Source organism: Kitasatospora sp. NPDC085879 (genome assembly GCF_040686255.1).
In the GTDB taxonomy this organism is placed as follows: domain Bacteria; phylum Actinomycetota; class Actinomycetes; order Streptomycetales; family Streptomycetaceae; genus Kitasatospora.
Genome location: NZ_JBFBJZ010000006.1, coordinates 102,119 through 126,882 on the forward strand (window position 1 = coordinate 102,119; position 24,764 = coordinate 126,882).

General features: G+C 73.0%; 21 protein-coding genes. 15 read left to right on the forward strand and 6 right to left on the reverse strand.

The features are described from left to right. Positions 1-483 precede the first annotated feature (483 nt). Both AB0P35_RS06985 and AB0P35_RS06990 read left to right on the forward strand, forming a co-directional pair. Positions 484-2,130, forward strand: coding sequence for a M4 family metallopeptidase (locus AB0P35_RS06985; protein ID WP_363507528.1), 1,647 nt, complete (start codon positions 484-486; stop codon positions 2,128-2,130). A 311-nt stretch (positions 2,131-2,441) separates the two neighbouring features. Then, positions 2,442-4,055: a M4 family metallopeptidase gene (locus AB0P35_RS06990; RefSeq protein WP_363507531.1), complete on the forward strand. Its 1,614-nt coding sequence runs from the start codon at positions 2,442-2,444 to the stop codon at positions 4,053-4,055. 69 nt (positions 4,056-4,124) lie between these two features. Here the strand turns inward: AB0P35_RS06990 and AB0P35_RS06995 are convergent, their stop codons facing one another. Then, positions 4,125-4,445 carry a DUF3817 domain-containing protein gene (locus AB0P35_RS06995; RefSeq protein ID WP_095873117.1) on the reverse strand — a complete coding sequence of 107 codons (321 nt, stop codon included), beginning with the start codon at positions 4,443-4,445 and terminating at the stop codon, positions 4,125-4,127. A 172-nt stretch (positions 4,446-4,617) separates the two neighbouring features. Here AB0P35_RS06995 and AB0P35_RS07000 point away from each other — a divergent pair, with 172 nt between their 5' ends. The 5 genes from AB0P35_RS07000 to AB0P35_RS07020 all read left to right on the forward strand — a co-directional run bounded on the left by AB0P35_RS07000 (position 4,618) and on the right by AB0P35_RS07020 (position 8,396). Continuing rightward, on the forward strand, positions 4,618-5,406 hold the full coding sequence (locus AB0P35_RS07000) for a DUF2127 domain-containing protein (RefSeq protein ID WP_363507534.1): 789 nt from the start codon (positions 4,618-4,620) through the stop codon (positions 5,404-5,406). Positions 5,407-5,487: 81 nt separating this feature from the next. Next, positions 5,488-6,126 (forward strand): AIM24 family protein, encoded by a 639-nt coding sequence (locus AB0P35_RS07005; protein ID WP_363507537.1) that lies wholly within the window; start codon positions 5,488-5,490, stop codon positions 6,124-6,126. Continuing rightward, positions 6,126-6,776 carry an AIM24 family protein gene (locus AB0P35_RS07010; RefSeq protein WP_095873118.1) on the forward strand — a complete coding sequence of 217 codons (651 nt, stop codon included), beginning with the start codon at positions 6,126-6,128 and terminating at the stop codon, positions 6,774-6,776. Before AB0P35_RS07005 ends, AB0P35_RS07010 begins: the two co-directional genes overlap by 1 nt. Before the next feature lie 215 nt (positions 6,777-6,991). Next, complete coding sequence (locus AB0P35_RS07015; protein ID WP_095875441.1) at positions 6,992-7,810, forward strand: AIM24 family protein; 819 nt, start codon at positions 6,992-6,994, stop codon at positions 7,808-7,810. A gap of 70 nt (positions 7,811-7,880) precedes the next feature. Continuing rightward, complete coding sequence (locus tag AB0P35_RS07020) at positions 7,881-8,396, forward strand: MarR family transcriptional regulator (RefSeq protein ID WP_363507540.1); 516 nt, start codon at positions 7,881-7,883, stop codon at positions 8,394-8,396. 52 nt (positions 8,397-8,448) lie between these two features. On the opposite strand, the gene meaB is transcribed toward AB0P35_RS07020, so the two are convergent. Together meaB and AB0P35_RS07030 are read right to left on the reverse strand one after the other, a co-directional pair. Further along, a complete protein-coding gene (gene meaB / locus AB0P35_RS07025) occupies positions 8,449-9,405 on the reverse strand; it encodes a methylmalonyl Co-A mutase-associated GTPase MeaB (protein ID WP_363507543.1) in 957 nt (318 codons plus the stop codon). Positions 9,406-9,488: 83 nt separating this feature from the next. Continuing rightward, positions 9,489-10,679: an acetyl-CoA C-acetyltransferase gene (locus tag AB0P35_RS07030; protein WP_363507546.1), complete on the reverse strand. Its 1,191-nt coding sequence runs from the start codon at positions 10,677-10,679 to the stop codon at positions 9,489-9,491. A gap of 277 nt (positions 10,680-10,956) precedes the next feature. Between AB0P35_RS07030 and mce the strand changes: the two genes are divergently transcribed. The 4 genes from mce (at position 10,957) to AB0P35_RS07050 (ending at position 18,431) form a co-directional block, all read left to right on the forward strand. Beyond that, the gene (gene mce / locus AB0P35_RS07035) at positions 10,957-11,397 is read left to right on the forward strand and encodes a methylmalonyl-CoA epimerase (protein WP_363507732.1); all 441 of its coding nucleotides are present in this window, start codon (positions 10,957-10,959) and stop codon (positions 11,395-11,397) included. A gap of 458 nt (positions 11,398-11,855) precedes the next feature. Beyond that, entirely contained in the window at positions 11,856-15,965 is a 4,110-nt protein-coding gene (locus tag AB0P35_RS07040) for a hypothetical protein (RefSeq protein WP_363507549.1), read from the forward strand. Positions 15,966-16,072: 107 nt separating this feature from the next. Beyond that, the gene (locus tag AB0P35_RS07045) at positions 16,073-17,002 is read left to right on the forward strand and encodes a cellulose-binding protein (RefSeq protein ID WP_095873123.1); all 930 of its coding nucleotides are present in this window, start codon (positions 16,073-16,075) and stop codon (positions 17,000-17,002) included. 127 nt (positions 17,003-17,129) lie between these two features. Further along, complete coding sequence (locus tag AB0P35_RS07050; RefSeq protein ID WP_363507553.1) at positions 17,130-18,431, forward strand: esterase-like activity of phytase family protein; 1,302 nt, start codon at positions 17,130-17,132, stop codon at positions 18,429-18,431. A 51-nt stretch (positions 18,432-18,482) separates the two neighbouring features. Here AB0P35_RS07050 and AB0P35_RS07055 read toward each other — a convergent pair whose 3' ends face one another. After that, the gene (locus AB0P35_RS07055; RefSeq protein WP_095873125.1) at positions 18,483-19,277 is read right to left on the reverse strand and encodes an alpha/beta hydrolase; all 795 of its coding nucleotides are present in this window, start codon (positions 19,275-19,277) and stop codon (positions 18,483-18,485) included. 92 nt (positions 19,278-19,369) lie between these two features. On the opposite strand from AB0P35_RS07055, the gene AB0P35_RS07060 reads away from it, so the two are divergent. Both AB0P35_RS07060 and AB0P35_RS07065 read left to right on the forward strand, forming a co-directional pair. Next, on the forward strand, positions 19,370-20,368 hold the full coding sequence (locus tag AB0P35_RS07060; protein ID WP_363507557.1) for an ABC transporter ATP-binding protein: 999 nt from the start codon (positions 19,370-19,372) through the stop codon (positions 20,366-20,368). Between the two features lies 1 nt (position 20,369). Further along, positions 20,370-21,134 (forward strand): ABC transporter permease, encoded by a 765-nt coding sequence (locus AB0P35_RS07065; RefSeq protein WP_095873127.1) that lies wholly within the window; start codon positions 20,370-20,372, stop codon positions 21,132-21,134. A 50-nt stretch (positions 21,135-21,184) separates the two neighbouring features. Here AB0P35_RS07065 and AB0P35_RS07070 read toward each other — a convergent pair whose 3' ends face one another. Continuing rightward, entirely contained in the window at positions 21,185-21,505 is a 321-nt protein-coding gene (locus AB0P35_RS07070; RefSeq protein WP_363507560.1) for an ATP/GTP-binding protein, read from the reverse strand. A 333-nt stretch (positions 21,506-21,838) separates the two neighbouring features. Here AB0P35_RS07070 and AB0P35_RS07075 point away from each other — a divergent pair, with 333 nt between their 5' ends. Continuing rightward, positions 21,839-22,972, forward strand: coding sequence for an LLM class flavin-dependent oxidoreductase (locus AB0P35_RS07075; protein WP_363507735.1), 1,134 nt, complete (start codon positions 21,839-21,841; stop codon positions 22,970-22,972). Positions 22,973-23,030: 58 nt separating this feature from the next. On the opposite strand, the gene AB0P35_RS07080 is transcribed toward AB0P35_RS07075, so the two are convergent. After that, complete coding sequence (locus tag AB0P35_RS07080) at positions 23,031-23,423, reverse strand: SCO5389 family protein (RefSeq protein WP_363507563.1); 393 nt, start codon at positions 23,421-23,423, stop codon at positions 23,031-23,033. Between the two features lie 643 nt (positions 23,424-24,066). On the opposite strand from AB0P35_RS07080, the gene nucS reads away from it, so the two are divergent. After that, positions 24,067-24,726 carry an endonuclease NucS gene (nucS, locus tag AB0P35_RS07085; protein WP_095873130.1) on the forward strand — a complete coding sequence of 220 codons (660 nt, stop codon included), beginning with the start codon at positions 24,067-24,069 and terminating at the stop codon, positions 24,724-24,726. The last annotated feature ends 38 nt before the right edge of the window (positions 24,727-24,764 follow it).

Below are 24,764 nucleotides of genomic sequence, written 5' to 3' on the forward strand. Positions count from 1 at the left end.
CCCCACCGTACCGGCGTGTCGGGGAGCGGGTACCAGGTGTCCACGATGGTGGACAAGGGTCGGTTCTGGCGGGATCACGCCAAGCGCTCCCTGGTCCGTACCAGGCCTTCGGACGGCCGAAATGCGCCCGCAACGTTCAGAAACAGCGCGGTAGTTGGCGCCGGAACGCGATCATACGGGTTTCGTCCGCATGGAAACGACCGATCGGACGGGCGAATTGGGCGCTTCAGGCGCTTTGCGGGCTCGCGTCCGTATGGCGAGTGGTGGCCAACTCCCTTCACAGACCTGTCATTTCACGAACTGCATTGTCATGCTTCTGGCCAGCTTCGTTCGCCCCCGTCGGGCCCCCACCCTTCCGACGGGCGTCGTCAGACCGCACGGAGCTGCACGTCCGCGCCCGTTCCGCCCCAGCAGGCACTAACCCCGGTGCCCCGGAGCGAGGCGCAACCGCGCACACGCGGTTGATCCGGAAGGAACCCGTACGTGAAGCGAAAGCTGACAGTCGGAGCCGTTCTCTCTGCGTCGGCGGTCCTCGCCAGTGCCATCCAGGTCAGCGCCGGTATCGCGCAGGCCTCGCCGGCTCCGGTCGCCCAGGCCGCACCCGGCCAGCAGCGCGCCGCGCTGATCGCGCAGGCCGGCACCGAGGCCCCCGCCGCGGCCCGCGCCCTCGGCCTCTCCGGCCAGGAGCAGCTCGTCGTCAAGGACGCGGTCGTCGACGCCGACGGCACCCGGCACGTGCGCTACGAGCGCACCTTCGCCGGCCTGCCCGTCCTCGGCGGCGACCTGGTCGTCCACCAGGACGCCAAGGGCTCGGTGAAGTCCGTCGACCGCGCCGTCCAGGGCTCCGTCGCCCCCGCCTCGCTCACCCCGAAGCTCTCCGCCGCCCAGGCCGCCGCCAAGGCGCACGGCGCGGTGGCCGCCACCGTCGGTGTCGCGAAGGACGCCGACGAGGCCGCCCTCACCTCGGTCGCGGCGCCCGCGAACGGCAAGCTCGTCGTCTGGGCCGCCTCCGGCAAGCCCCGACTGGCCTACCAGACCACGGTCGAGGGCCTGCGCGCCGACGGCACCCCGAGCCGCCAGCTGCTGGTCACCGACGCCGCGAGCGGCGAGGTCCTGTCCAGCCACGAGCAGGTGCAGACCACCAACGCGACCGGCACCGGCAAGGGCGTGTTCGTCGGCTCGGTCTCGCTGACCACCAACTACACCGGCTCGACCTACCAGCTGAAGGACGCCACCCGCGGCGGCCAGTACACGACCACGCTGAACAACAAGACCAGCGGCGCCGGCACCCTGCTGACCGACGCCGACAACGTCTGGGGCACCGGCCTGGTCTCCAGCAGCCAGTCCGCCGCCGTGGACGCCCAGTACGGCGCCGCCGTCACCTGGGACTTCTACAAGAACACCTTCGGCCGCAACGGCATCAAGAACAACGGTGTCGGCGCCTACAGCCGGGTGCACTACGGCAGGAACTACGTCAACGCGTTCTGGGACGACTCCTGCTTCTGCATGACGTACGGCGACGGCGCGAGCAACACCCACCCGCTGACCGAGCTGGACGTGGCCGGCCACGAGATGAGCCACGGCGTGACCGCCAACACGGCGGGCCTGAACTACTCCGGCGAGTCCGGCGGCCTCAACGAGGCCACCAGCGACATCTTCGGCACCGGCGTGGAGTTCTACGCCAACCTCGCCGCCGACAAGGGCGACTACCTGATCGGCGAGCTGATCAACATCAACGGCGACGGCTCCCCGCTGCGCTACATGGACAAGCCCTCCAAGGACGGCGGCTCGGCCGACTCCTGGTCCTCGGGCGTGGGCAGCCTCGACGTCCACTACTCCTCCGGCGTCGGCAACCACTTCTTCTACCTGCTGGCCGAGGGCAGCGGCGCGAAGACCATCAACGGCGTCAGCTACAACAGCCCGACCTCCAACGGCTCCACCGTCACCGGCATCGGCCGCGACAAGGCGCTGCAGGTCTGGTACCGGGCGCTGAGCGTCTACATGACCTCCACCACCAACTACAAGGGCGCGCGCACCGCGACCCTGAACGCCGCCACCGACCTGTACGGCGCCGCCTCCACCGAGTACGCCCAGGTTGCCGCTGCCTGGGCCGCGGTGAACGTCAACTGACGCACCGCGGTTGAGGACGCAGCAGCCGGGCCCTCCGGAGGGGAGGCCCGGCTGCTGCCCCATGTCCGGGCCGGGAGATCCGTGACAGAAATGCGCCAACTCTTGTCGTGCACCTGTCATTTGACGACCAGTCTTGTCATGCTTCCTTCCAGCCCCGTGCGGCGCCCGATCGGCCACCCCAACCGGTCCGGTGCCGCATGACCGCACGGAGCAGCACGTCAGCGCTCGTTCCGCCCCAGTCGGCGCCGGACCCGGTGCCCCGGAGCGATGCGCGACCGCGCACACGCGGTTGATCCGGAAGGAACCCGTACGTGAAGCGAAAGCTCGCCCTCGGCGCCGTCCTCTCCACCTCTGCCCTGCTCGCCGGCGCGATCCAGGTCGCCGCGGGCGCCCAGGCCGCCCCCGCCCCCGCGGCCGCGCAGCAGCGGGCCGCGCTCATCGCGCAGGCCGGCGCCGACGCCCCCGCCGCGGCCCGCGCCCTCGGCCTCACCGGCCAGGAGCAGCTCGTCGCCAAGGACGCGGTGGTGGACGCCGACGGCAACCGCCACCTGCGTTTCGACCGCACCTTCGGCGGCCTGCCGGTGATCGGCGGCGACCTGGTCGTCCACCAGGACGCCAAGGGCTCGGTGAAGTCCGTCGACCGCGCCGTCCAGGGCTCCGTCGCCCCCGCCTCGCTCACCCCGAAGCTCTCCGCCGCCCAGGCCGCCGCCACCGCGCACGGCGCGGTCGCCGCCACCGTCGGGAAGTCGGCGGACGCGGACGAGCCGGCGCTGACCTCGGTCGGCGCGGCCGGCGCCGCCGACCTGGTGGTGTGGGCCGCCTCCGGCAGCCCGCGGCTCGCCTACCGGACGACCGTCGAGGGCATGCGCGCCGACGGCACCCCGAGCAGCCGGGTGGTCGTCACCGACGCCGCGACCGGCGCGGTGCTCTCCTCCGACGAGCAGATCCGCACCTCCAACGCGACGGGCAGCGGCAAGGGCGTCTTCGTCGGCTCGGTCACGCTGACCACCAACTACACCGGCTCGACGTACCAGCTGAAGGACAACACCCGCGGCGGCCAGTACACCGTCGACAAGAACGGGACGCTGTACACGGACGCCGACAACGCGTGGGGCAACGGCAGCGCCTCCAACGGGCAGTCCGCCGCGGTGGACGCGCAGTACGGCGCGGCCGCCACCTGGGACTTCTACAAGTCGACCTTCAACCGCCTCGGCATCAAGAACAACGGCGTCGGCGCCTACAGCAAGGTCCACTACGGCACCAACTACGTCAACGCGTTCTGGAGCGACAGCTGCTTCTGCATGACGTACGGCGACGGGTCGGGCAACACCCACCCGCTGACCGCGATCGACGTGGCCGGCCACGAGATGACGCACGGCGTGACCTCCGCCACGGCGGGCCTCAACTACTCGGGCGAGTCCGGCGGCCTGAACGAGGCCACCAGCGACATCTTCGGCACCATGGTCGAGTTCTACGCCAACCTGCCCGTGGACACCCCGGACTACCTGATCGGCGAGCGGCTCAACCTGAACGGCAACGGCACCCCGCTGCGCTACATGGACAAGCCCTCCAAGGACGGCGCCTCGGCGGACTACTGGTCGTCCACGGTCGGCAACAAGGACGTCCACTACTCCTCGGGTGTCGCCAACCACTTCTTCTACCTACTGTCCGAGGGCAGCGGCGCGAAGACCATCAACGGGGTCAGCTACAACAGCCCGACCTCCAACGGCGCGAAGATCACCGGCATCGGCCGGGCCAAGGCGGCGCAGATCTGGTACCGCGCGCTGACCGTCTACATGACCTCCACCACCAACTACAAGGCCGCGCGCACCGCGACGCTCAACGCGGCCAAGGACCTCTACGGCTCCACCTCCACCGAGTACAAGGCGGTCGGCGCGGCCTGGAGCGCGGTCAACGTCAACTGACCGCTCCCGCACACGGCGACGGCCGGGCTCCCCTCGCGGGGGCCCGGCCGTCGGGTGCGTTCGGGGCGGTCAGGCCGCGGCGACGGCCGCCGGCACCTCGCCGCGCTCCTCCTTGGCGAGCATCCGCTCGGCGAAGAAGCCGCCGGTCGGCAGCACCGACAGCACGAACAGCACGATGCCGCGCTTGGCGTCCCAGCGCTGCTGCTGCCAGGCCAGGGCGAGGAAGACCACGTACAGCACGAACAGCCCGCCGTGGATCGCGCCCATCACCGGCACCGCGTTGAAGTCGGTGGTCCGCTTGAGCACCGAGCAGACGAGCAGCAGCAGGAAGGACAGGCCCTCCGGGCCGGACACGAGTCGCAGGCGGTGGACGGCGGGGCTGGTCTTCACGGGTCACCTCGGGAGGGGTCGGCGAGTGAGCTCGTGAACGCGATCACAAGCCTCGTTCATTATCACCGACCGAACACCCGCACCCCGGCCGGGGTGGCCGATGCCACAGCCGTCGGCCCTATCCTGCTGCGGCACGGCCCGACGACCGGGCCGACCGACCACGGGGGTGGAGATGTTCCGCATCGACTGGAACCGACGGACCTGCTCGCGGCGCGGGCACATCACCTACGCGCCCGACGAGGCCGACCTGCGCGGCCGGCTGCACGCGCCCACCGCGCTCGGCGAGGCATGGCGCTGCCTGCGCTGCGGGGACTTCGCGCTCGGCGCGCCGCACGGCTCCGGACCGGCCGACGAGGCCCCGCTGGTGCCGCGCGGCAAGGCGCTGCGCGACCTGTTCATCCTGCGCTTCCTCGCCGTCGAGCGGGCGCTGCGCGGCCTGCTGATCCTGGTCGTCGCCTGGGGCGTGTGGAAGTTCTCCAACAGCCAGGACGCGGTGCGCCGGATCTTCGACGAGAACCTCTCGGTGTTCCGTCCGGTGACCGAGCACTTCCACTGGGACCTGGAGCACTCGCCGATCGTCGACACCATCCGCAAGACGTTCGAGTACAAGCACGGCACGCTGCTGGTGGTCGCCGCCGCACTGGTGCTGTACGCGCTGATCGAGATCGTGGAGGCGGCCGGCCTGTGGGTGGGCGCCCGCTGGGCGGAGTACCTGACGGTGGTGGCGACCGCGGCCTTCCTGCCGCTGGAGGTGTACGAACTCACCGAGCACGTCAGTGCGCTGAAGATCGGCACGCTGGTGCTGAACATCCTCGCGGTGCTGTGGATCATGCTGTCGAAGCGGCTGTTCGGCCTGCGCGGCGGTGTGGTCGCCTTCGAGGCGGAGCGCCACTCGGCCTCGCTGCTGGAGGTGGAGGTCGCCGCGGGCACCGCGCCGGGCCGGCCCGCCCCGGCCGTCTGACCCCGTGTGATTTGTCGCAGCTCGGTACCAGTGGCCCGCGCCCTCTCCCGGGTGGCGGGCCGCTGCCGCTACATTCGCCCGGTGGCACAGTTTCGACTTCAGGGTTCCAAGGTGCTCGCCGTCGACATGGCGGGCGACTCGGTCAAGGCCCGCAACGGCACCATGGTCGCCTACACAGGGCAGATGAATTTCAAGAAGATGTCCGGCGGCGGTGACGGCCTGCGCGGCATGGTCACCCGTCGGCTGACGGGTGAGCAGATGGAGGTCATGGAGGTGAAGGGGCAGGGCACCTGCTACTTCGCCGACCGGGCCACCGAGGTCAACCTGGTGCGACTGAACGGCGAGACGCTGTACGTCGAATCGGAGAACCTGCTCTGCACCGAGGCCACGCTGCACACCGGCACGAGCTTCACCGGTCTGAACGGCATGGCCTCCGGCAACGGCCTGTTCACCACCAAGGTCGAGGGCCACGGCTGGGCGGCGCTCACGTCCAAGGGCCCGGCGATAATCCTGCGGGTCTCGCAGGGCATGCCGCTGCGGGTCGACCCGGGCGCGTACGTGGCGCACACCGGCAACCTCAACCGCAGCCTGAAGTCGGGGGCCGGCTGGACGACGATCATCGGCGAGGGCGGCGGCGAGGCCATGCAGGTCGAGTTCGCCGGCGAGGGCCTGGTGTACGTGCAGCCGTCCGAGAAGATGACCTTCGGGGGCGACGTCTGATGCCGTTCACCAAGATCAACAACAAGATGGTCGAGGCGAAGATCATGCCCGGCCAGCGGGTCTTCAGCCAGCGCGGCTCGATGCTCGCCTACACCGGCGAGGTCTCCTTCACACCCAATGTGATGGGCGGCCAGGGCGGTGTCATGTCGATGATCGGCCGCCGGGTGGCCAACGAGGACACCCCGCTGATGACCGTCGAGGGCCAGGGCAGCGTGATGTTCGGCCACGGCGGCCACAACATCCACGTGATCGAGCTCACCGGCGACACCCTCTACGTGGAGGCCGACCGGCTGCTCGCCTTCGACGGGACGCTCCAGCAGTCGACGATGTTCATGGGCCAGCAGGGCGGCGTGATGGGCATGGTCCGCGGCCAGGTGACCGGGCAGGGCCTGTTCACCACCAAGCTCGACGGCCAGGGCTCGGTCGCGGTGATGGCGCACGGCGGCGTGTTCGAGCTGCCGATCGGCCCCGGCCAGCCGGTGCACGTCGACCCGCAGGCGTACGTGGCCCACCGCGGCCAGGTGACCAACAAGCTGTCCACCGCCCTGGGCTGGCGCGACATGGTCGGCCGCGGCTCCGGCGAGGCGTTCCAGCTGGAGCTGTCCGGCCACGGAGTGGTGTACGTGCAGGCGAGCGAGGAGAAGCTCTGATGTCCTACCCGCCGCAGCAGCCCTACGGCCAGCCGTACGGCCAGCCCCAGCCCGGCCAGCCCTACCAGCAGCCCGGCTACCCGCCGCCCGGCCAGCCGTACCCGCCGCAGCAGCCCGGCTACCAGCAGGCCTACCAGCCGACCCAGGCCGGCCAGCCGTACCCGCCGCAGGGCCAGCCCTACCCGGCCCCGCCGCAGGGCAACTTCGGCGCCCCGCTGCCGCAGAACGGCGGCGAGGGCCCGGTCGTGCACGACGTGAACAGCCTGCCGGTCAACGACAACGTCAACCCGTACGCCTTCTCGGTCGACCTGAACGGCGCCTACTACCTGCAGAAGGGCAAGATGATCGCCTACTACGGCGACATGCGCTTCTCGGGCATCGGACGCGGCGTCATCGACCAGATGCTGGAGCGGAACTTCAACTCCCCGCTGCACGCGTCCGACTGGGTCGTCGCCGAGGGCCGCGGCAAGCTGCTGCTCGCCGACCGGGCCTTCGACCTCAACTCCTACGACCTGGAGAACGGCAACCTCACCGTCCGCTCCGGCAACCTGCTGGCCTTCGAGCCCTCGCTGAAGCTCAAGCAGTCGATCATCCCGGGCTTCCTCACCCTGATCGGCACCGGCAAGTTCGTGGCCGCCTCCAACGGCCCCGTCCACTTCGTCGAGCCGCCCATTCGGGTGGACCCGCAGGCGCTGGTCGGCTGGGCGGACTGCCCCGCTCCCTGCCACCATTACGATCACGGGTACATGCACGGTCTGATCGGCGGGCTCCGCCACCTGACCGGGCTCGGCGGGGCCTCCGGCGAGGAGCACCAGTTCGAGTTCATCGGGGCCGGGCAGGTCCTGCTGCAGTCCACCGAGACCCTGATGGCCGAGCGCTCGGTCGGCGTGGTGCACGCCGAGGCCGGCGTGCCCGGCAGCGGGGTGCCGCACCAGCCCGGCGCGGGCGCGCACGGCGGCGGGCAGCAGCTGCCCAACGTCAACATCCCGGGCCTGGGCAACCTCGGCGACCTCGGCCGGAGGTTCGGCCTCTGACCCGGTGAGCGCGGCGCGGCTGGATTCGTAAACTTGTACAACATTTAACAAGCACGGCTATGCTGGGGTCATGGACACGCACGTCACCGACGCCCCCGCCGTCTCCTCCTCGGCCACCGCGGAGGAGACGCCGTGGCTGAGCACCCGCGAGCAGCAGTTCTGGCGCGCCCACCTGGAGGTGAGCAAGCTGCTCGAGTACCAGCTCGGCCGCGAACTCCAGCCGCACAACCTCGCCATCAACGACTACGAGATCCTCGTGGTCCTCTCCGAGGCGCCCGAGCGCCGGATGCGGATGACCGACCTCGCGACCGCCACGCTGCAGTCGAAGAGCCGGCTCTCCCACCAGATCACCCGGATGGAGAGCGCCGGGATGGTCCTGCGGCAGGAGTGTCCGGGCGACCGCCGCGGCCTCTACGCCCACCTCACCGACCTCGGCTGGGAGACCCTGCAGAAGGTCGCGCCGGACCACGTCCGCAGCGTCCGCGCCCACTTCGTCGACCGCTTCACCCCGGAGCAGATCGACGCCCTCTACGAGGCCCTCGCCCCGGTCGCCGAACACCTCCGCGCCCTCCGCGGCCGCGCCTGATCAAGCCGAAGGGGCGCCGGGAGGTGCCCCGGCGCCCCAGTGCGGGTGTGCCCTACCGGTTGGTCAGGCCGGCGACGAGGTGGTCGGCGGCGGTGTAGGGGTCGAGGCCGCCGGCGCTGACCCGTTCGGCGAGGCCGACGAGGTGGCGGTCGCCGTGCAGGTCGCCGATCCGGGACCGCAGGGCGGCCAGCGCGATCGCCTCGATCTCCTGGGCGGCCCGCCGGGTCCGCCGGGCGGCGAGTTCCCCCGTCTCGGCCAGCCAGGCCCGGTGCTTCTCCAGGGCGTCGACGACCTCGTCGACGCCCTCGTTGCGTGCGGCGACGGTCTTGACGATCGGCGGCCGCCAGTCCCCCGGCCCGCGGGCCTCGCCGAGGCCGAGCATGTGGTTGAGCTCGCGGGCGGTGGCGTCGGCGCCGTCCCGGTCTGCCTTGTTGACGACGAACAGGTCGCCGATCTCGAGGATGCCGGCCTTGGCGGCCTGGATGCCGTCCCCCATGCCGGGGGCGAGCAGGACGACGGTGGTGTCGGCCTGGGCGGCGACCTCGACCTCGGACTGGCCGACACCGACGGTCTCCACCAGGATCACGTCGCAGCCGGCCCCGTCCAGCACCCGCAGGGCCTGCGGGGCGGACCAGGAGAGCCCGCCGAGGTGGCCGCGGGTGGCCATCGAGCGGATGAACACCTCGGGGTCGGTGGCGTGGTCCTGCATCCGGACCCGGTCGCCGAGCAGGGCGCCGCCGGAGAACGGCGAGGACGGGTCGACCGCCAGCACGCCGACCCGCTTGCCGAGCCGGCGGTAGGCGGAGACCAGCGCGGACGTCGAGGTGGACTTGCCGACACCGGGTGATCCGGTCAGACCGACGGTGTAGGCGTTGCCGGTGTACGGGGCGAGGGCCGCCATGGCCTCGCGGAGCTGGGGGGCGGCGTTCTCCACCAGGGAGATCAGCCGGGCCACGGCCCTCGGGCGTCCGGCGCGGGCCTGTTCGACCAGCGTCGCCACATCGACCATGAGAGTTCTTCTCCTCGATCAGAAGCGGGGGCGCACGGCGTGGGTTCTCCACACCGTGCGCCCCCGACGGTAACGCCGAACGGTCAGCCCCGGGCCGGGACCTTGATGATCAGGGCGTCGCCCTGGCCGCCGCCGCCGCAGAGCGCGGCCGCGCCGGTGCCGCCGCCACGGCGCTGCAGCTCCAGGGCCAGGTGCAGGACGAGGCGGGCGCCGGACATGCCGATCGGGTGGCCGAGGGCGATCGCGCCGCCGTTGACGTTGACCTTCTCGTCGGTGACGCCGAGGTCCTTCATCGACTGGTGGGCGACGGCCGCGAAGGCCTCGTTGATCTCGATCAGGTCGAGGTCGGCGACGGTCAGGCCCTCCTTGCCGAGCGCGTGCGCGATCGCGTTGGACGGCTGCGACTGCAGCGAGTTGTCCGGACCGGCGACGTTGCCGTGAGCGCCGATCTCGGCGATCCAGGCCAGGCCCAGCTCCTCGGCCTTGGCCTTGCTCATCACGACGACGGCGGCGGCGCCGTCGGAGATCTGCGAGGCGGAGCCGGCGGTGATGGTGCCGTCCTTGGTGAAGGCCGGGCGCAGCTTGCCGAGGGTCTCGACGGTGGTCTCGCCGCGGATGCCCTCGTCCTGGCTGAAGAGGACCGGCTCGCCCTTGCGCTGCGGGATCTCGACCGGGACGATCTCGGCGTCGAAGAGGCCGTTCTTCTGGGCGGCGGCGGCGCGCTGGTGGGAGGCCGCGGCGATGGCGTCCTGCACGTCGCGGGCGATGCCGAGGCGGGTGTTGTGCTTCTCGGTGGACTCGCCCATCGGGATGTTCTCGTAGGCGTCGGTGAGGCCGTCGTAGGCCATCGCGTCGAGCATCTCGATCGCGCCGTACTTGAAGCCCTCGCGGGACTTCGGCAGCAGGTGCGGGGCGTTGGTCATGGACTCCTGGCCGCCGGCGACGACGACGTCGAACTCGCCGGCGCGGATCAGCTGGTCGGCCAGGGCGATGGCGTCCAGGCCGGAGAGGCAGACCTTGTTGATGGTCAGCGCCGGGACGTTCATCGGGATGCCGGCCTTGACGGCGGCCTGGCGGGCCGGGATCTGGCCGGCGCCGGCCTGCAGCACCTGTCCCATGATCACGTACTGGACCTGGTCGCCGGTGATGCCCGAGCGCTCCAGGGCGGCCTTGATGGCGATGCCGCCGAGGTCGGCGCCGGAGAAGCCCTTCAGCGAGCCGAGCAACCGGCCCATAGGAGTGCGTGCACCTGCGACGATCACAGAAGTAGTCATGAGACGAGCCCCTTCGCGCGTCGGGCATGAGGGTGTGGGGATGCGGCTCAATGTACTGACCTGTAACCCGTGCGTCACCGGCGCCGGGGTGTGATCAGTGGCACTGTCACCCTCCAGTCAACACCGTGTCACGGCGGGCCGGGTGACATTCCCGGGGCGGCGCCGCGGCGGGTGGCGACTGTGAGCAGGCTCGCACCCTCGGTGGTGGCCAAGGCTCGGCCGGATGCGCTGCACTGGTGCCACCCTCGTCGACCGCCACCCCATGGAGGCCCCCGCCGTGCTGACCCGAATCGACCACATCGGCATCGCCTGCTTCGACCTCGACAGGACGGTCGAGTTCTACCGCGCGACCTACGGCTTCGAGGTGTTCCACAGCGAGGTCAACGAGGAGCAGGGCGTCCGCGAGGCGATGCTCAAGATCAACGACACCGGTGACGGCGGCGCCTCGTTCCTGCAGCTGCTGGAGCCGACCCGCGAGGACTCGACGGTCGCCAAGTGGCTGGCCAAGAACGGCGAGGGCGTGCACCACATCGCCTTCGGCACCGCGGACGTGGACGGCGACGCCGCGGACATCCGGGCCAAGGGCGTCCGGGTGCTGTACGACGAGCCTCGGATCGGCTCGATGGGCTCGCGGATCACTTTCCTGCACCCGAAGGACTGCGGCGGCGTGCTGACCGAGCTGGTGACCTCGGCCACCACCGGGCACTCGGAGCACTGAGCCGGGGCCGGACCGGCGGAAACGGAGGGGGTCGTACCGCAACGGCCCCCTTCCCGACCCGCCGGTAACCTCGGAAAACCTCCACTCGGCCATTCCGCTGCAAGCCGGGCACACTACAATGCCCGGGTGCGCCAGAACTCCGGCAAGGACGGCGAGGAGCACGGCCGAAGGCGGGAACGGACGGGGAGACCCGGAAGAGCCCGCCGCAGGGGAGTCCACTGAGCGGGCACGGCTGAACAGTCGCAGGTCGGATCTGTCACCATTCTCCACTAGGCAAGAGTTCGCCCAGGAGTCCACCCGGACGGGGGACGCGGCAGTGCCGCGCGCCACCGACCCCAGGCCTCCGACCGCGGCAGGTGCTGCGGCTGCAAGGACCAGCCGGTCCGGCCCCCGGGCAGGGATGGGGCGTCGGCACGGCCGTGTCGAGGACGCGACCAGGAGATGGATGGGACCGCGGAGTGCGGGGCAACGACCGCTACGAGGTTGAGGATCACCTCTCCCAGTTCGAGGCCGAGATGGAACGGACTCGCAAGGAGCGGGACAAGACCGTCCAGCATGCAGAGGACCTCGCCTACCAGGTGGAGGTGCTCCGGGCCAAGCTGCACGAGGCCCGCCGGCAGCTGGCGCAGCCGCGCGCCTTCGACTCCGTCACCGGCCAGGCCGAGCAGCTCCTGCGCACCGCCGAGATGCAGGCCGAGCAGCTGCGCGCCGATGCGGAGCGCCAGCTCCGCGAGTCCCAGGCGGCCACCCAGCGGCTGATGGCCGAGGCCGCCGAGCGCACCGCCCGCCTCGAGGCGGAGTTCAGCGCCCGCCGCCACCAGCTGGAGGAGGAGCTCTCCGAGTTCCGCCGCTCCGCCGAGCGCCACGTCAAGGAGAACGTCTCCTGGGCCGAGCAGACCCGGGCCGGCACCGAGCACGAGGCCCAGCGCCTGCTGCAGGAGGCCCGGATCGAGGCCGAGCGGATGATGGCCGCCGCCCGCGCCGAGGCCACGGCGCTCGCCGACCAGGCCCGCGCCCAGACCGCCGCCGACGTGGACGCCGCCCGCGGCGAGGCCCAGGCCGCCGCCGAGGCCGCCCTGCAGCGCGCCCAGACCGACGCCGAGCGCCTGCTGCGCGCCGCCTCCGAGCAGGCCCAGCAGGCCAGCGCGCAGGCCGAGGAGCTCCGCGGCACCGCCGCCAACGCGGCCCAGCAGCAGCTCGCCGAGGCGCACGCCGCCGCCGAGCGCCGCCTCGCCGCCGCCCAGGCCGAGATCGGCGGGCTCAAGCGGCAGGCCCTGGAGGACCAGGAGCGCGCCGAGGCCGCACTGGCCCGTGCCCAGGCGGAGATAGAACGGCTCCGCGCCGAGGCCATGGCCGAGGCCGAGCGGGCCCGCCAGGAGGCCGCCGACCAGCTGGCCGCCGCCCGCGACGCCGCCGAGCGGCTGCAGGTCGAGGCCGCGGCCGCCGTCGAGCAGCGGGCCGCCGCCGGCGAGGCCGCCAGCGAGCAGCGCTCCCTCACGGCCAAGGCCGAGATCGCCAAGATGGTGGCCGCCGCCACCAAGGAGGCGGACATCATCAAGGCCTCCGCCGCTACCGCGCGGGCGGAGGCGGACGCCGCCAAGGCCGCCGCCGCGGAGGAGAGCGAGCGGCTGCGCGCCACCGCCGAGTCCGTCGCCGGCCAGCTGAGGGCCGAGGCCGAGGCCGAGATCGCCGACCTGCGGGCCGAGGCCGAGGGCGAGGTCGCCGCACTGCGCGCCGAGGCCGCGGCCGCCGCGCAGGCCATGCGTGCCGAGGCCGAGGAGCGCGGCCGCGCCGACGGGGCGAAGGACGCCGCCGTCCACCTCGCCAAGGCCGCCCGCAGCGCCGAGGAGGTGCTCGCGCGGGCCACCCGGGACGCCGACACCACCCGCGAGGAGGCCGCCGCCGAAGCCGACCGGCTGCGCACCGAGGCCGCCGCCGAGGCCGACCGGCTGCGTGACCAGGCGATGGCGGCCGTCGAGGAGGCGCAGAACGCCGCCCTCGACGACGCCGCGTCGATCCGCGAGCAGATGGAGCGGATGCACGAGGAGGCCGCCCGGCTCCGCGCCGAGGCGGAGGAGCTGCGCGCCCAGGCCGCCGCCGAGGCGGACCGGGTCCGCGGCGACGCCCGCCGCCAGGCCGTCGTGCAGATCGAGGAGTCCGCCAAGAGCGCCGAGGAGCTGCTCACCCGGGCCAAGAAGGACGCGGACGAGCTGCGCGCCGGCGCCGCCGGCGAGACCGAGCGGCTGCGCAACGAGGCCAAGGACCAGGCCCTCGCCACCCAGGGCCGCGCCGAGCAGACGCTCGCCCGGGCCCGGACGGAGGCCGAGAAGCTCCTCGACGCCGCCGACCGGGAGGGCAAGGAGGCGCTGGCCGCGGCCCGCGCCGAGGCCGCCGACAACCGCACCACCGCCGAGCGGGAGACCGCCGAGCTCCGCCGCGCGGCCGCCGAGGACGTCCGGCGGATGCGCGCCGACGCCGAGGAGGCCGCGCAGGCCCGCCGGGCGGAGGCCGAGGAGGCCGCCGAGGCCGTCCGCGGCGAGGCCGCCGCCGAGGCCGAGCGGCTCCGCGAGGAGGCCGCTGCCGACGCGGAGTCCGTCCGCACCGGGGCCGAGGCCGCGGCGGAGGCGCTGCGCGCCGAGACCGACGAGTGGACGGGCAGCGAGCGGGCCGCCGCCGAGGCCGACGCCGCCGCGCTGCGCGAGGAGAGCCGCCGCGAGCGCGAGGCCGCCTCGGAGGGGCTGCGCCGCGAGCAGGAGGAGACCACCGAGCAGTTGGCCGCCGCCCGCTCCGCGCGGGAGGCCGCCGAACGCGAGGCCGCCGAGCTGACCATCCGCACGGCGGCCGAGACCGCCACCGTGCGGGACGCCGCCGAGGCCGAGGCCCGGCAGCTGCGCACCGAGGCCGCGGAGGCGCTCGGCGCCGCCCGCGAGCAGGCCGCCACCCTGGCCGCCGAGGCCGCCGAGGAGCTGGAGAAGGCCCGGACGGAGGCGGAGGAGACGCTTCGCAAGGCCCGGGCGGACGCCGAGGCGCTCACCACCGGGGCCGAGGAGGAGGCCGCCGCCGTCCGCGGGTCGGTGGCCGGGCTGCACGAGACCGCGTCCCGGCAGATCGCCGACCTGCGCTCCGCCGCCGAGCGCGAGAGCGCGGAGCTGCGCGCGACGGCGGAGCGGGAGACGGCCGAGCTGCGCGAGCGGATCGCCGCCGAGCTGGCCGCCGACCGGGAGGCCGTCGCCGCCGAGATCGAGCGGCAGCGCGCCGAGGCCGAGGCCGAGCGCACCGCCGCCGCCGAGTTCGCCGAGCAGCGTCGTACCGAGGCCGAGGCCGAGGCCCGCCGTGCGCTCGCCGAGGCCGAGGAGCTGGCCACCGCCGCGGTCGCGGAGGCCGAGGAGTTCTCCGCGGCGCTGCGCGCCGAGGCGGAGGAGTACGCGCTGGCCACCCGCCGGCTGGCGGACGACTACGACGCGTCCACCCGCAGCCGGACGGACGCGTACGACATCGAGATCCGGGAGGCCGCCGAGCAGTTCGACCGGTCGACCCGGGAGCAGGCGACCTCGGTGCTGGAGAAGGCGTTCGCGGACGCCGAGCAGCTGGGCGAGGAGGCGCACACCACGGCGCTGGCGACCACCACGGCCGCCGAGGAGCAGGCCGACGCGATGGTGGCCGCCGCCCGCAAGGAGGCCGAGCGGCTGGTCGCGGCCGGCGAGGCGGCCGGGCAGGCCGAGGTCGAGCGGGCCAGGTCGGACGCGGACGCGCTGCTGTCCGAGGCCCGCCGGGACTCGACGGCGATCCGCGAGCGCGCCGAGGAGCTGCGCGAGCGCACCGACGCCGAGATCGAGGCGCTGCACGAGCGGGCCCGAAAGGAGAACGCGCAGGCCATGAAGTCGGCCGGCGAGCGGGTGGACACGCTGGTGACGGCCGCCCAGGAGCAGCTGACCGAGGCGGAGGACCAGGCCGTCGCGACGGTCGCCGAGGCCGAGGAGCGGGCGGCGAAGCTGGTCGCGGCCGCCGAGGAGCGGGCCGCCGAGCTCACCTCGGAGGCGTCCGCGGAGGCGAGCAAGGTCCGGATCGCGGCCGTCCGCAAGGCGGAGGGCCTGCTCAAGGGCGCCGAGCAGAAGCTCGCCGACTCCACCGACCGGGCCGAGAGGCTCATCGAGAAGGCCGAGGCCAAGCTCACCGGTGCCGAGGAGGAGGCCGCCGCGAAGATCGAGGCCGCCGCCGAGGAGGCCGAGAAGCGGCTGCGGAAGGCGGACGAGTCCGCGGCCGAACAGCTGCGGCTGGCCGAGGAGGAGGCCGAGCGGGTGCTCGCCGAGGCCCGGTCCGAGGCGAAGCGGAACACCGACGAGGGCAAGCGCGAGCTCGACGAGCTGGTGCGGCGCCGCAAGGACATCAACACCGAGATCTCCAGGGTGCAGGACGTACTGTCCGCGCTGGAGGCGTTCGAGGCACCGTCGCCGGTGCAGCAGGCCAACGGGGGAAGCACCAAGAAGGAAGGGGCGCCCCGGGCCGGGGCCGGTGTCGGCGCCCAGCGGTCGGGAGGCAATCGCCCCGGAAGCACGCCACCCGATTGAGCGGACATTGTCCGTGACTCATCGGCATTTCGCCGATGACACTCCGATAACGTGTCAGGATTCCCTCAACCATCTCAGCGGTCTGACGACAGGAAGCCTTAATCCCCATGAGCGACAGTCACTCCCCCCACGGCTTCGACCTGGTGCGCCGTGGGTACGAGCGCGCCCAGGTCGACGAGCGGATCACCAAGCTGGTGGCCGACCGGGACAGCGCGCTGGCCCGCATCGGTGCGCTGGAGAAGCGCATCGAGGAACTGCACCTGGAGACGCAGACCGCCCAGGCCGCGGTGACGGAGGCGGAGCCCTCGTACGCCGGTCTCGGCGCCCGGGTGGAGAAGATCCTCCGCCTCGCCGAGGAGGAGGCGAAGGACCTGCGCGACGAGGCGCACCGCGCCGCCGAGCAGCACCGCGAGCTGGCCGAGGCCGCCGCGCAGCAGGTCCGCACCGAGGCGGAGAACTACGCGAAGGACCGCAAGGCGAAGGCCGAGGACGAGGGCCTGCGGATCGTCGACAAGGCGAAGAGCGACTCCGCGCAGCTGCGGGCCGAGGCCAACAAGGACGCGCAGAACAAGCGCGAGGAGGCGGACGCCCTCTTCGAGGAGACCCGCACCAAGGCCGCGCAGGCCGCCCTGGAGTTCGAGACCAACCTGGCGAAGCGCCGCGAGCAGTCCGAGCGCGACCTGGCGGCCCGCCAGGCGAAGGCGGAGAAGCGCCTCGCCGAGATCGAGCACCGCGCCGAGCAGCTCCGCCTGGAGGCGGAGAAGCTGCGCACCGACGCCGAGCGCCGCGCCCGCCAGACGGTGGAGACCGCGCAGCGCCAGGCCGAGGACATCGTGGCCGACGCCAACGCCAAGGCCGACCGCGTCCGCAGCGAGTCCGAGCGCGAGCTGGCGGCGCTGACCAACCGCCGCGACTCGATCAACGCGCAGCTGACCAACGTCCGCGAGATGCTGGCGACGCTGACGGGTGCGGCGGTGGCCGCGGCCGGTTCGCCGTCCGACGACGGCCTGGGCGTGCCGGCCCAGCAGTCGCGCTGACACACCGGATGTGAGACCGGCCTCCGCCCACCCGGGCGGGGGCCGGTCTGCTGTTCACGCGATGGTCGACGGTCCGTCAGTCCGAATCCGCACGCGGGTCGGCGCCCGGGCGGGAGGCTGATCGGCCATGCGACTCACCCGTACCACCGTCCTCGCGGCGGCCGCCCTGGCCCTGATCGTCCCTGTCACCGCCACGGCCACGGCCTCGGCCGCGGAGGTGCCCGCGCCGCGGCACGACGGCGCCTGGACGTACCGCTCCCCCGCGCCGATCGGCGGCGGGCTGGCCCTCGGCGGCTTCAGCGACCTGTTCCCGGCCGACTCCTCGGGCCGGGAGTTCTGGACGGTCACCGACCGCGGCCCGAACGCCGACGCCCCGTCGGACACCGACAAGATCTTCCTGAAGCCCGACTACACCCCGCAGATCCTGCGCATCCGGCTCACCCGCGGCGGCGGCATCGAGATCGTCCGCCGCATCCCGCTGCGCGTCCCGCACGGGCAGACCGACCCGGTCACCCACAGCCGCTTCCTGACCGGTCTGCCGCCGGCGGCGCTGACCGCCGAGCGCCCGGTCGACCCGGCGGGCAACGCGCTGCCGAACGACCCGTACGGCCTCGACAGCGAGGGCCTGGTGCGGCTGCCGGACGGCTCGTTCTGGATCAGCAGCGAGTACGGCTCCAGCCTGCTGCACTTCTCCGCGGCCGGTGTCCTGGACACGGTGCTGGTGCCGGCCGGCTCGGCGTACACCGCGCCGGGTGTGCGGGTGCTGCCGGTCCTGCCCGCCGTCGAGGCCAAGCAGAAGAACAACAAGGGCCTGGAGGGCCTGACCGTCTCCGCGGACGGCCGCACCCTGTACGCGGCGCAGCAGACCCAGTTGTCCAACCCGGACTCCAAGGCGGCGAAGAAGTCGCCGGTGCAGCGGGTGCTGCGGATCGATGTGTCGCGCACCCCGCGGCTGACCGGCGAGTTCGCGTTCGCCCGGGAGGCGGACAGCGCCACCGACGGCGGCTGGGCGACCTCGGCGATCGTCTGGCTGGGCCCGGACCGGCTGCTGGTGGAGGAGCGGGACGCGCTGCGCCCGACGGTGCACACCCGGCTGTTCGAGGTGGACTTCCGGTCGGCGACCGATCTGCACGGCAGCCGCTGGGACGACCCGGCGACCGTGCCGGCGCTGGAGCTGGATCCGTCCGCGGTGGTGCTGGGTGCCAAGCGGCTGGTCTTCGACGCGGCGTCGGCGCAGCTGGCCAACGGCAAGATCGAGGGTGTCGCGGTGCTGCCGGCGCGGCGCGGCGCGGTCGAGCTGTTCCTGGTCGGGGACAACGACTTCGGCGTGGACTCGGTGAAGGACGGCGCGGTGGTGCCGAACAACGCGCCCACCCGGGTGGACCGCTACACCCTGCCGGCCGGCGCGGTGTCCCTGTCGCGGCGCTGAGTCGCGGGCCGGGGCGGGTGCACGGCGCCCGCCCCGGCGGCCGTTCCGGTGTCAGCCGCGGACGCGGCGGAGCAGGGCGCGGGCGGCGGCGTTGAAGGTCTCGGGTGCCTCCAGCGGGCTGAGGTGGCCGACCGCGGGGATGACGGTGAGTTCGGCGTCGGGCAGGGCCTCGGCCATGAGCCGGGCCTCGGCGAGCGGGGTCACGGTGTCGGCCTCGCCGACGATGACGGCGGCGGGGACGCGGACGCCGCGCAGCACCTCCAGCGAGTCGCCGCGGGCGGCCATGGCGCGCTGGGCCCAGGCGACGGCGCGCGGCGGGGCCTCGGCGATCATGGCGCGGACGTGGGCGGTCAGCGCGGGGTCGGTGGCGGGGCCGAGCAGGCCGTCCTCGATCTTCTCGTCGGCGAGGATCTGCACGCTGTCCCGGGCCTCGACGGCGCGGGCGATCCGCTCGCGGTTGGCGCGGGCCTGGTCGGTGTCGGGGGTGGCCTTGGTGTCGGCGAGCAGCAGGCCGGCGAGCCGGTCGCCGTGCCGACGGGCGAAGGCCATCGCCACGTACCCGCCCATGGAGAGGCCGCCGATGACGGCGCGGTCCAGTCCGGCCTCGTCCAGCAGGCGGGCGAGGTCGTCGGCCACGGTGTCCAGCGAGGGCTCGTCCTGGCCGAGCGGCGCGCTGCCGAAGCCGCGCTGGTCGGGGACGATCACCCGGGCGGCCTCGCCGGCCGGGCCGGGCAGCCGCTCCAGCTGGCAGGCCCACATCCGGGCGGAGAGCGGGAAGGCGTGCAGCAGGACGATCGGGGTCCCGGTGCCGTTCTCGGGCGCGGCCGGCGCGCTGGGGAGGCTCATACAGCCACCGTATTGCGGCTCGCCGAGCGGACACAGCCATCGCAACCGTATGTCCCTTTTGTCATAGCCTGACGAGGACTGAGGGAGCAGACATGATCGAGCTGCACGAGCTGACGAAACGCTACGGCGACACACTGGCCGTGGACGGGCTGAGCTTCGCGGTCCCGCGCGGCGTCGTCACCGGCTTCCTCGGACCGAACGGCGCCGGCAAGTCCACCACGATGCGGATGATCCTCGACCTGGACCGGCCCACGGCGGGCCGGGTCACCCTGGACGGCCGACGGTACGGGCAGCTCGCCGAGCCGCTCAGCTACATCGGCGCGCTGCTGGAGGCGAAGGCCGTCCACCCGGGCCGCACCGCCCGCGACCACCTGCTGTGGATGGCGCAGAGCAACCGGATCCCCGCCCGCCGGGTCGACGAGGTGCTGGAGCTGGTCGGCCTGAGCGCGGTGGCCCGCAAGCGGGCCCGCGGGTTCTCGCTCGGCATGAGCCAGCGGCTCGGCATCGCCTCGGCGCTGCTCGGCAACCCGGAGATCCTGATGTTCGACGAACCGGTCAACGGTCTCGACCCGGAGGGCATCGTCTGGATCCGCACCCTGATGAAGGGCCTGGCCTCGGAGGGTCGCACGGTGTTCGTCTCCTCGCACCTGATGAGCGAGATGGCGCTGACCGCGGACCACCTGGTGGTGATCGGCCGGGGCCGGCTGCTGGCCGACCTGCCGATGGCCGACTTCATCAAGCAGAACTCCCGCTCGGCGGTACGGGTGCGCACCCCGCAGCCCGAACTGCTGCTGGACGCCCTGCAGCGGGCCGGCCTGCACGCGGAGCCGGGCCCGGACGGCTCGTACGAGGTCCCGGACGGCGACCTGGCCTTCCTCGGCGAACTCGCCGCCGACCACCGGATCACGCTGCACGAGCTCAGCCCCCAGCAGGCCTCCCTGGAGGAGGCGTTCATGCAGATGACCTCGGAGTCGGTCGAGTACCACGCCGGATCCGCGGGCCGGGTCGGTCCGGCCCCGGCCGCGCTGCCCGAGCCCGCGTGGGGCTCCGGCTGGCAGGCCCGCGGCAAGCAGAAGCAGAAGGAGAACTGAGATGGCCGCGTTCCCCGCGATCCTGCAGTCCGAGTGGACGAAGCTGCGCACCGTCCGCTCCACGGTGTGGACGCTCGGGCTCGCCTTCGTGGTCACCCTGGGCCTGGGCGCGCTGATCTGCACCCTGGCCAACAACAACTTCGCGGACTTCGCCCCGAGGAACGCCCCGTTCGACGCGACCGGCACCGCCTTCGCGGGGATCATCCTCGGCGAGATCGCCATGGTGGTCTTCGGGGTGCTGGCGGTCGGCAACGAGTACAGCAGCGGCATGATCCGGATGTCGCTGGCGGCGGTGCCGCAGCGGGTGACGCTGCTGCTGGGCAAGGCCGCGGTGATCGCCCTGGCCGCGTTCGCGGTGTCGGTGGCGACGGTCTTCGTCACCTTCTTCACCGGTCAGGCGCTGCTCGGCGGGCACAGCACCTCGCTGACCGAACCCCACGTGCTGCGCGCGGTGTTCGGCGCGGCCGGCTACCTGACGATGATCTGTCTGTTCTCGGCCGGGGTCACCGCGATGCTGCACAACCAGACGCTCGCGCTGGGCGTCCTGGTGCCGTTCTTCTTCCTGCTGTCGCCGATCCTCGGCGCGGTGCCGAAGGTGAAGACGGTGGCCCACTACTTCCCCGACTACGCGGGCCAGCGGATGCTGCTGGTGTACCAGGAGCACGGGCAGCCCTTCGGGCCCGGCGCGGGGTTCCTGATCTGCCTCGCCTGGACGCTGGCGGCGCTGGCCGGCGGGGCGCTGGTGCTGCGCAGCCGGGACGCCTGAGCGGGCGTCAGGGGGCCTCTGGGGGCCCCGGGGAGGGTCGGGCGGCCGGCTCAGTACCGGGGGGCGCTGCGGCCGCGCAGGATGCCTGCGCCGCGGCGCTCCCGGGCACCCCAGCAGGCGCGGTGCCAGTGCCGGCGGTCCTCCACGCCCGAGCCGTGGTCCGGCCAGGCGACGACGTGGCCGACCCCGGGCGGGATCTCCTGGTCGCAGCCCGGGCAGCGGTAGTGGCGGCCCTGGGAGCCGGCGACGGTCTGCACGACCCAGTCCTCGCCCCGGTAGCTCTCGACGCGGCGCAGCGAGCCGCCGAACGGGGCCGCCGGGGCGTCCTCGCGGGGGGCGGAACTCTTCTCTCGATTGCGACGCGGCGACACGCCGAACCACCTCTCGGCCGGGCACGGGAACACCTCCAGGGTACGGGCCGCCGTACCGTCGGCCGTGCCACTATCACGACATCTGCGCGCTCTCCGGCGTTTTGGGTGAGATCCACCCGATCTCCTGGGAAATTGGTGAATCAGCGTGCCTTTGGCACATGACATCGGCTACTCACGTGGTGAGACAGCGGGGTTCGCAGTCCCTGCGCACCCCCGAGGAGGCACCCGATGACCAAGACCAGCCAGCGGCCCGAGACCGACCAGTACTCCGGCGCCGGCGGCGCGTCCGCCCCCGGGGCGGCCCTGCTGCCCCGCCCGACGGCCACCGACCGGATCGGTGTGGGCGCATTCCTGTTGTCCGCGCAGTTCCCCGGGCAGGGCCACGGCGAGGTGCTGGCGCGCACGGTGGACGCGGCCGTCGCCGCGGAGCGGGCCGGCCTGGACGCGGTCTGGCTGGCGGAGCACCACTTCGTGCCGTACGGCGTCTGCCCGGATGCGGCGACGATGGCCGGCCTGCTGCTGGGCCGCACCCGCCGGATCGGCGTCGGCACGGCGGTCAGCGTGCTGTCCACGGCGCACCCGGTGGCGCTCGGCGAGCGGGCGGCGCTGCTGCACCTGGTCTCCGGCGGCCGGTTCACGCTCGGGGTGGGCCGTGGCGGCCCGTGGATCGACCTGGACGTGTTCGGCACCGGCGTGGACGCCTACGAGTCGGGCTTCCCTGAGCGGCTGGACCTGCTGCTGCGCTGGCTGCACGGCACCCGGGTCGGCGCGGACGGGCCGCAGTTCTCCTTCCCGGAGGTGGCGGTGGTGCCGCGGGCCGCCGAGCCGCTCCGCCCGGCCGGGCTCGCGGACTGGCTCGGCCTCGGCGGCCCCGAGGCGGAGGCCGACCCACTGCGGAACTTCCCCCGGCAGCGCCAGGAGACCGGCGGCAGAGCGCCGTCCGGCCCGCCGGTGGTGGTGGCCTGCACCTCGCCGACCGGGGTCCGCACGGCGGCCGAGCGGGGCCTGCCGATGCTGCTCGGCATGCACTCCGGCGACGAGGACAAGCAGCAGATGCTCGCCGCCTACCGGGAGGCCTGGCGGGCCTGCGGGCGCGGCGAGGAGCAGCTGGCACGGGTCGAGCGGGAGCACGTCGCGGCGGGCGTGGTGCAGGTGGCCGACCGGACGACGGCGGCCCGGGCGAGCCTGCTGCGGTCGATGCCGGGCTGGTTCGAGTACGGGCTCGGCGCGCACCGCACGGTCGACGGGCGGGAGCGCCGGATGCGCGACCCGCGCGCGTACACCGAGCTGCTGTGCGACCTGCACGCCGTGGGTACGCCCCGGCAGTGCGCGGACCGGCTGCTGGCGACCGCCGAGCGCACCGGGATCCGCCGCTTCGCGCTGCTCGCCGAGGGCTCGGGCGACCGGGAGGAGACGCTGCACAACATCGCCCGGCTCGGCTCGGAGGTCCTCCCCGAACTGGGCTGAGGCGGGCACGGAGCGGCCGAGGGGCCGGCCGGGCGTCCGGCCGGCCCCTCGGCCGGTGTCAGCAGTCGCGCAGCTCGGGCGACTGGTTGAGCAGCTGGGCCCGGACGGACGTGAAGCGCCGGTAGCGCTCCTCGTTCGCCTCGGACGGGGCGAAGACCGCCACCCGGTGGCAGTTCTGGAACGCCAACTGCACACCGAAGTGCCGCTGGAGGGCGCCCCGGATCGCGTCGCTGGCCATCGCGCGCAGCAGCTGGCCGCGGGCCTGCTCGCTGGGCGGCGGGACGTGGTTGTCGGCGAAGTCGGTGCCGTCGACCTTGGTCTGGGCGACCAGCGAGCTGATCAGCTCCCAGGCGTACGGGAGGGAGGTGCGGACGCAGTCGACGAACTCCCTCTCGTCGACCTCGCCTCTCTCGGCCTTCTCGAGCAGGGCCGGTGAGACGTCGAGCGACATTGGGTTCTCCTCTCGCGGTCCACCGCGGCGCGGCCCGCCGGGGTGGTCTTGCGGTTGGTGCGGTCGTGCTCGGTGGTGCAGCCGTGCTCGATCAATGCGCGGTCGTGCACGGTCGTGCCCGGTGGTGCGCGGTCGTGCTGGGTGGTGCGGTCGTGCTCGGTTCGTGCGCGCGCGGACGTGCTGCCACCGCCGCCGATCTGACGACCGATCGGAGTGACGAACAGTCAGTCCGCGCCCGGGGAGCCGGAACGGGCGCCGCGGGACCGGTGGTGACGCTGGTGACGGTGGACGGTGGCACCCGGGCGCACCACCGCCGCGCGGGCGTACGCCGGCGCGACAGCGTGCGGTCGCGCGAGACGACGGACGCTCACACCAGGGTGACAGGCGATCGCTCAGTGCGACGAGCTAATACGTCGAATACCACCGGAATCGGTGCCGCAGCTGCCAGATTGGCCGGATCGTGTCGCAGCGTTCATCGCCAGTCTCCATCCCCGTGGAGCGGCGACCGCCGGGCGGCGCCGGGCGGAGGCCGCGTGCACGGCGTGTGACCGTGCGGACACCATGGTTCGCCGGATGTGCGATTTCTTCACCCCGTGGTCGCGGAATCGCATCAACTGGCCCCAGTGGGCTAGCGTGGTCGACCGTGCGTCTCGTAATTGCCCGCTGCTCCGTCGACTATGCCGGACGGCTCTCCGCCCACCTCCCGTCCGCCACCCGCCTCATCCTGGTGAAGGCCGACGGGAGCGTCAGCATCCACGCCGACGACCGCGCCTACAAGCCGCTCAACTGGATGTCGCCGCCCTGCACGCTCAAGGAGGCGGACGACACCTGGACGGTGGTCAACAAGGCCGGCGAGAAACTGATCATCACGCTGGAAGAGGTCCTGCACGACTCCTCGCACGACCTCGGCGTCGACCCCGGCCTGGTGAAGGACGGTGTCGAGGCGCACCTGCAGGAGCTGCTCGCCGACCGCATGGAGGTGCTCGGCTCCGGCTGGTCGCTGATCCGCCGCGAGTACCCGACCGCGATCGGCCCGGTGGACATCCTCTGCCGCGACGGGGACGGTGCCACCGTCGCCGTCGAGATCAAGCGCCGCGGCGAGATCGACGGTGTCGAGCAGCTCACCCGCTACCTCGAACTCCTGAACCGGGACCCGCTGCTGGCCCCGGTCAAGGGCGTGTTCGCCGCCCAGGAGATCAAGCCGCAGGCCCGCGTGCTCGCCACCGACCGCGGCATCGGCTGCGTCGTCCTGGACTACGACGAGCTGCGCGGCATCGACGACGACAAGCTCAAGCTGTTCTGACCGCCGTCGGGCACCCACCCGGGTGCCCTCGGCGGCAC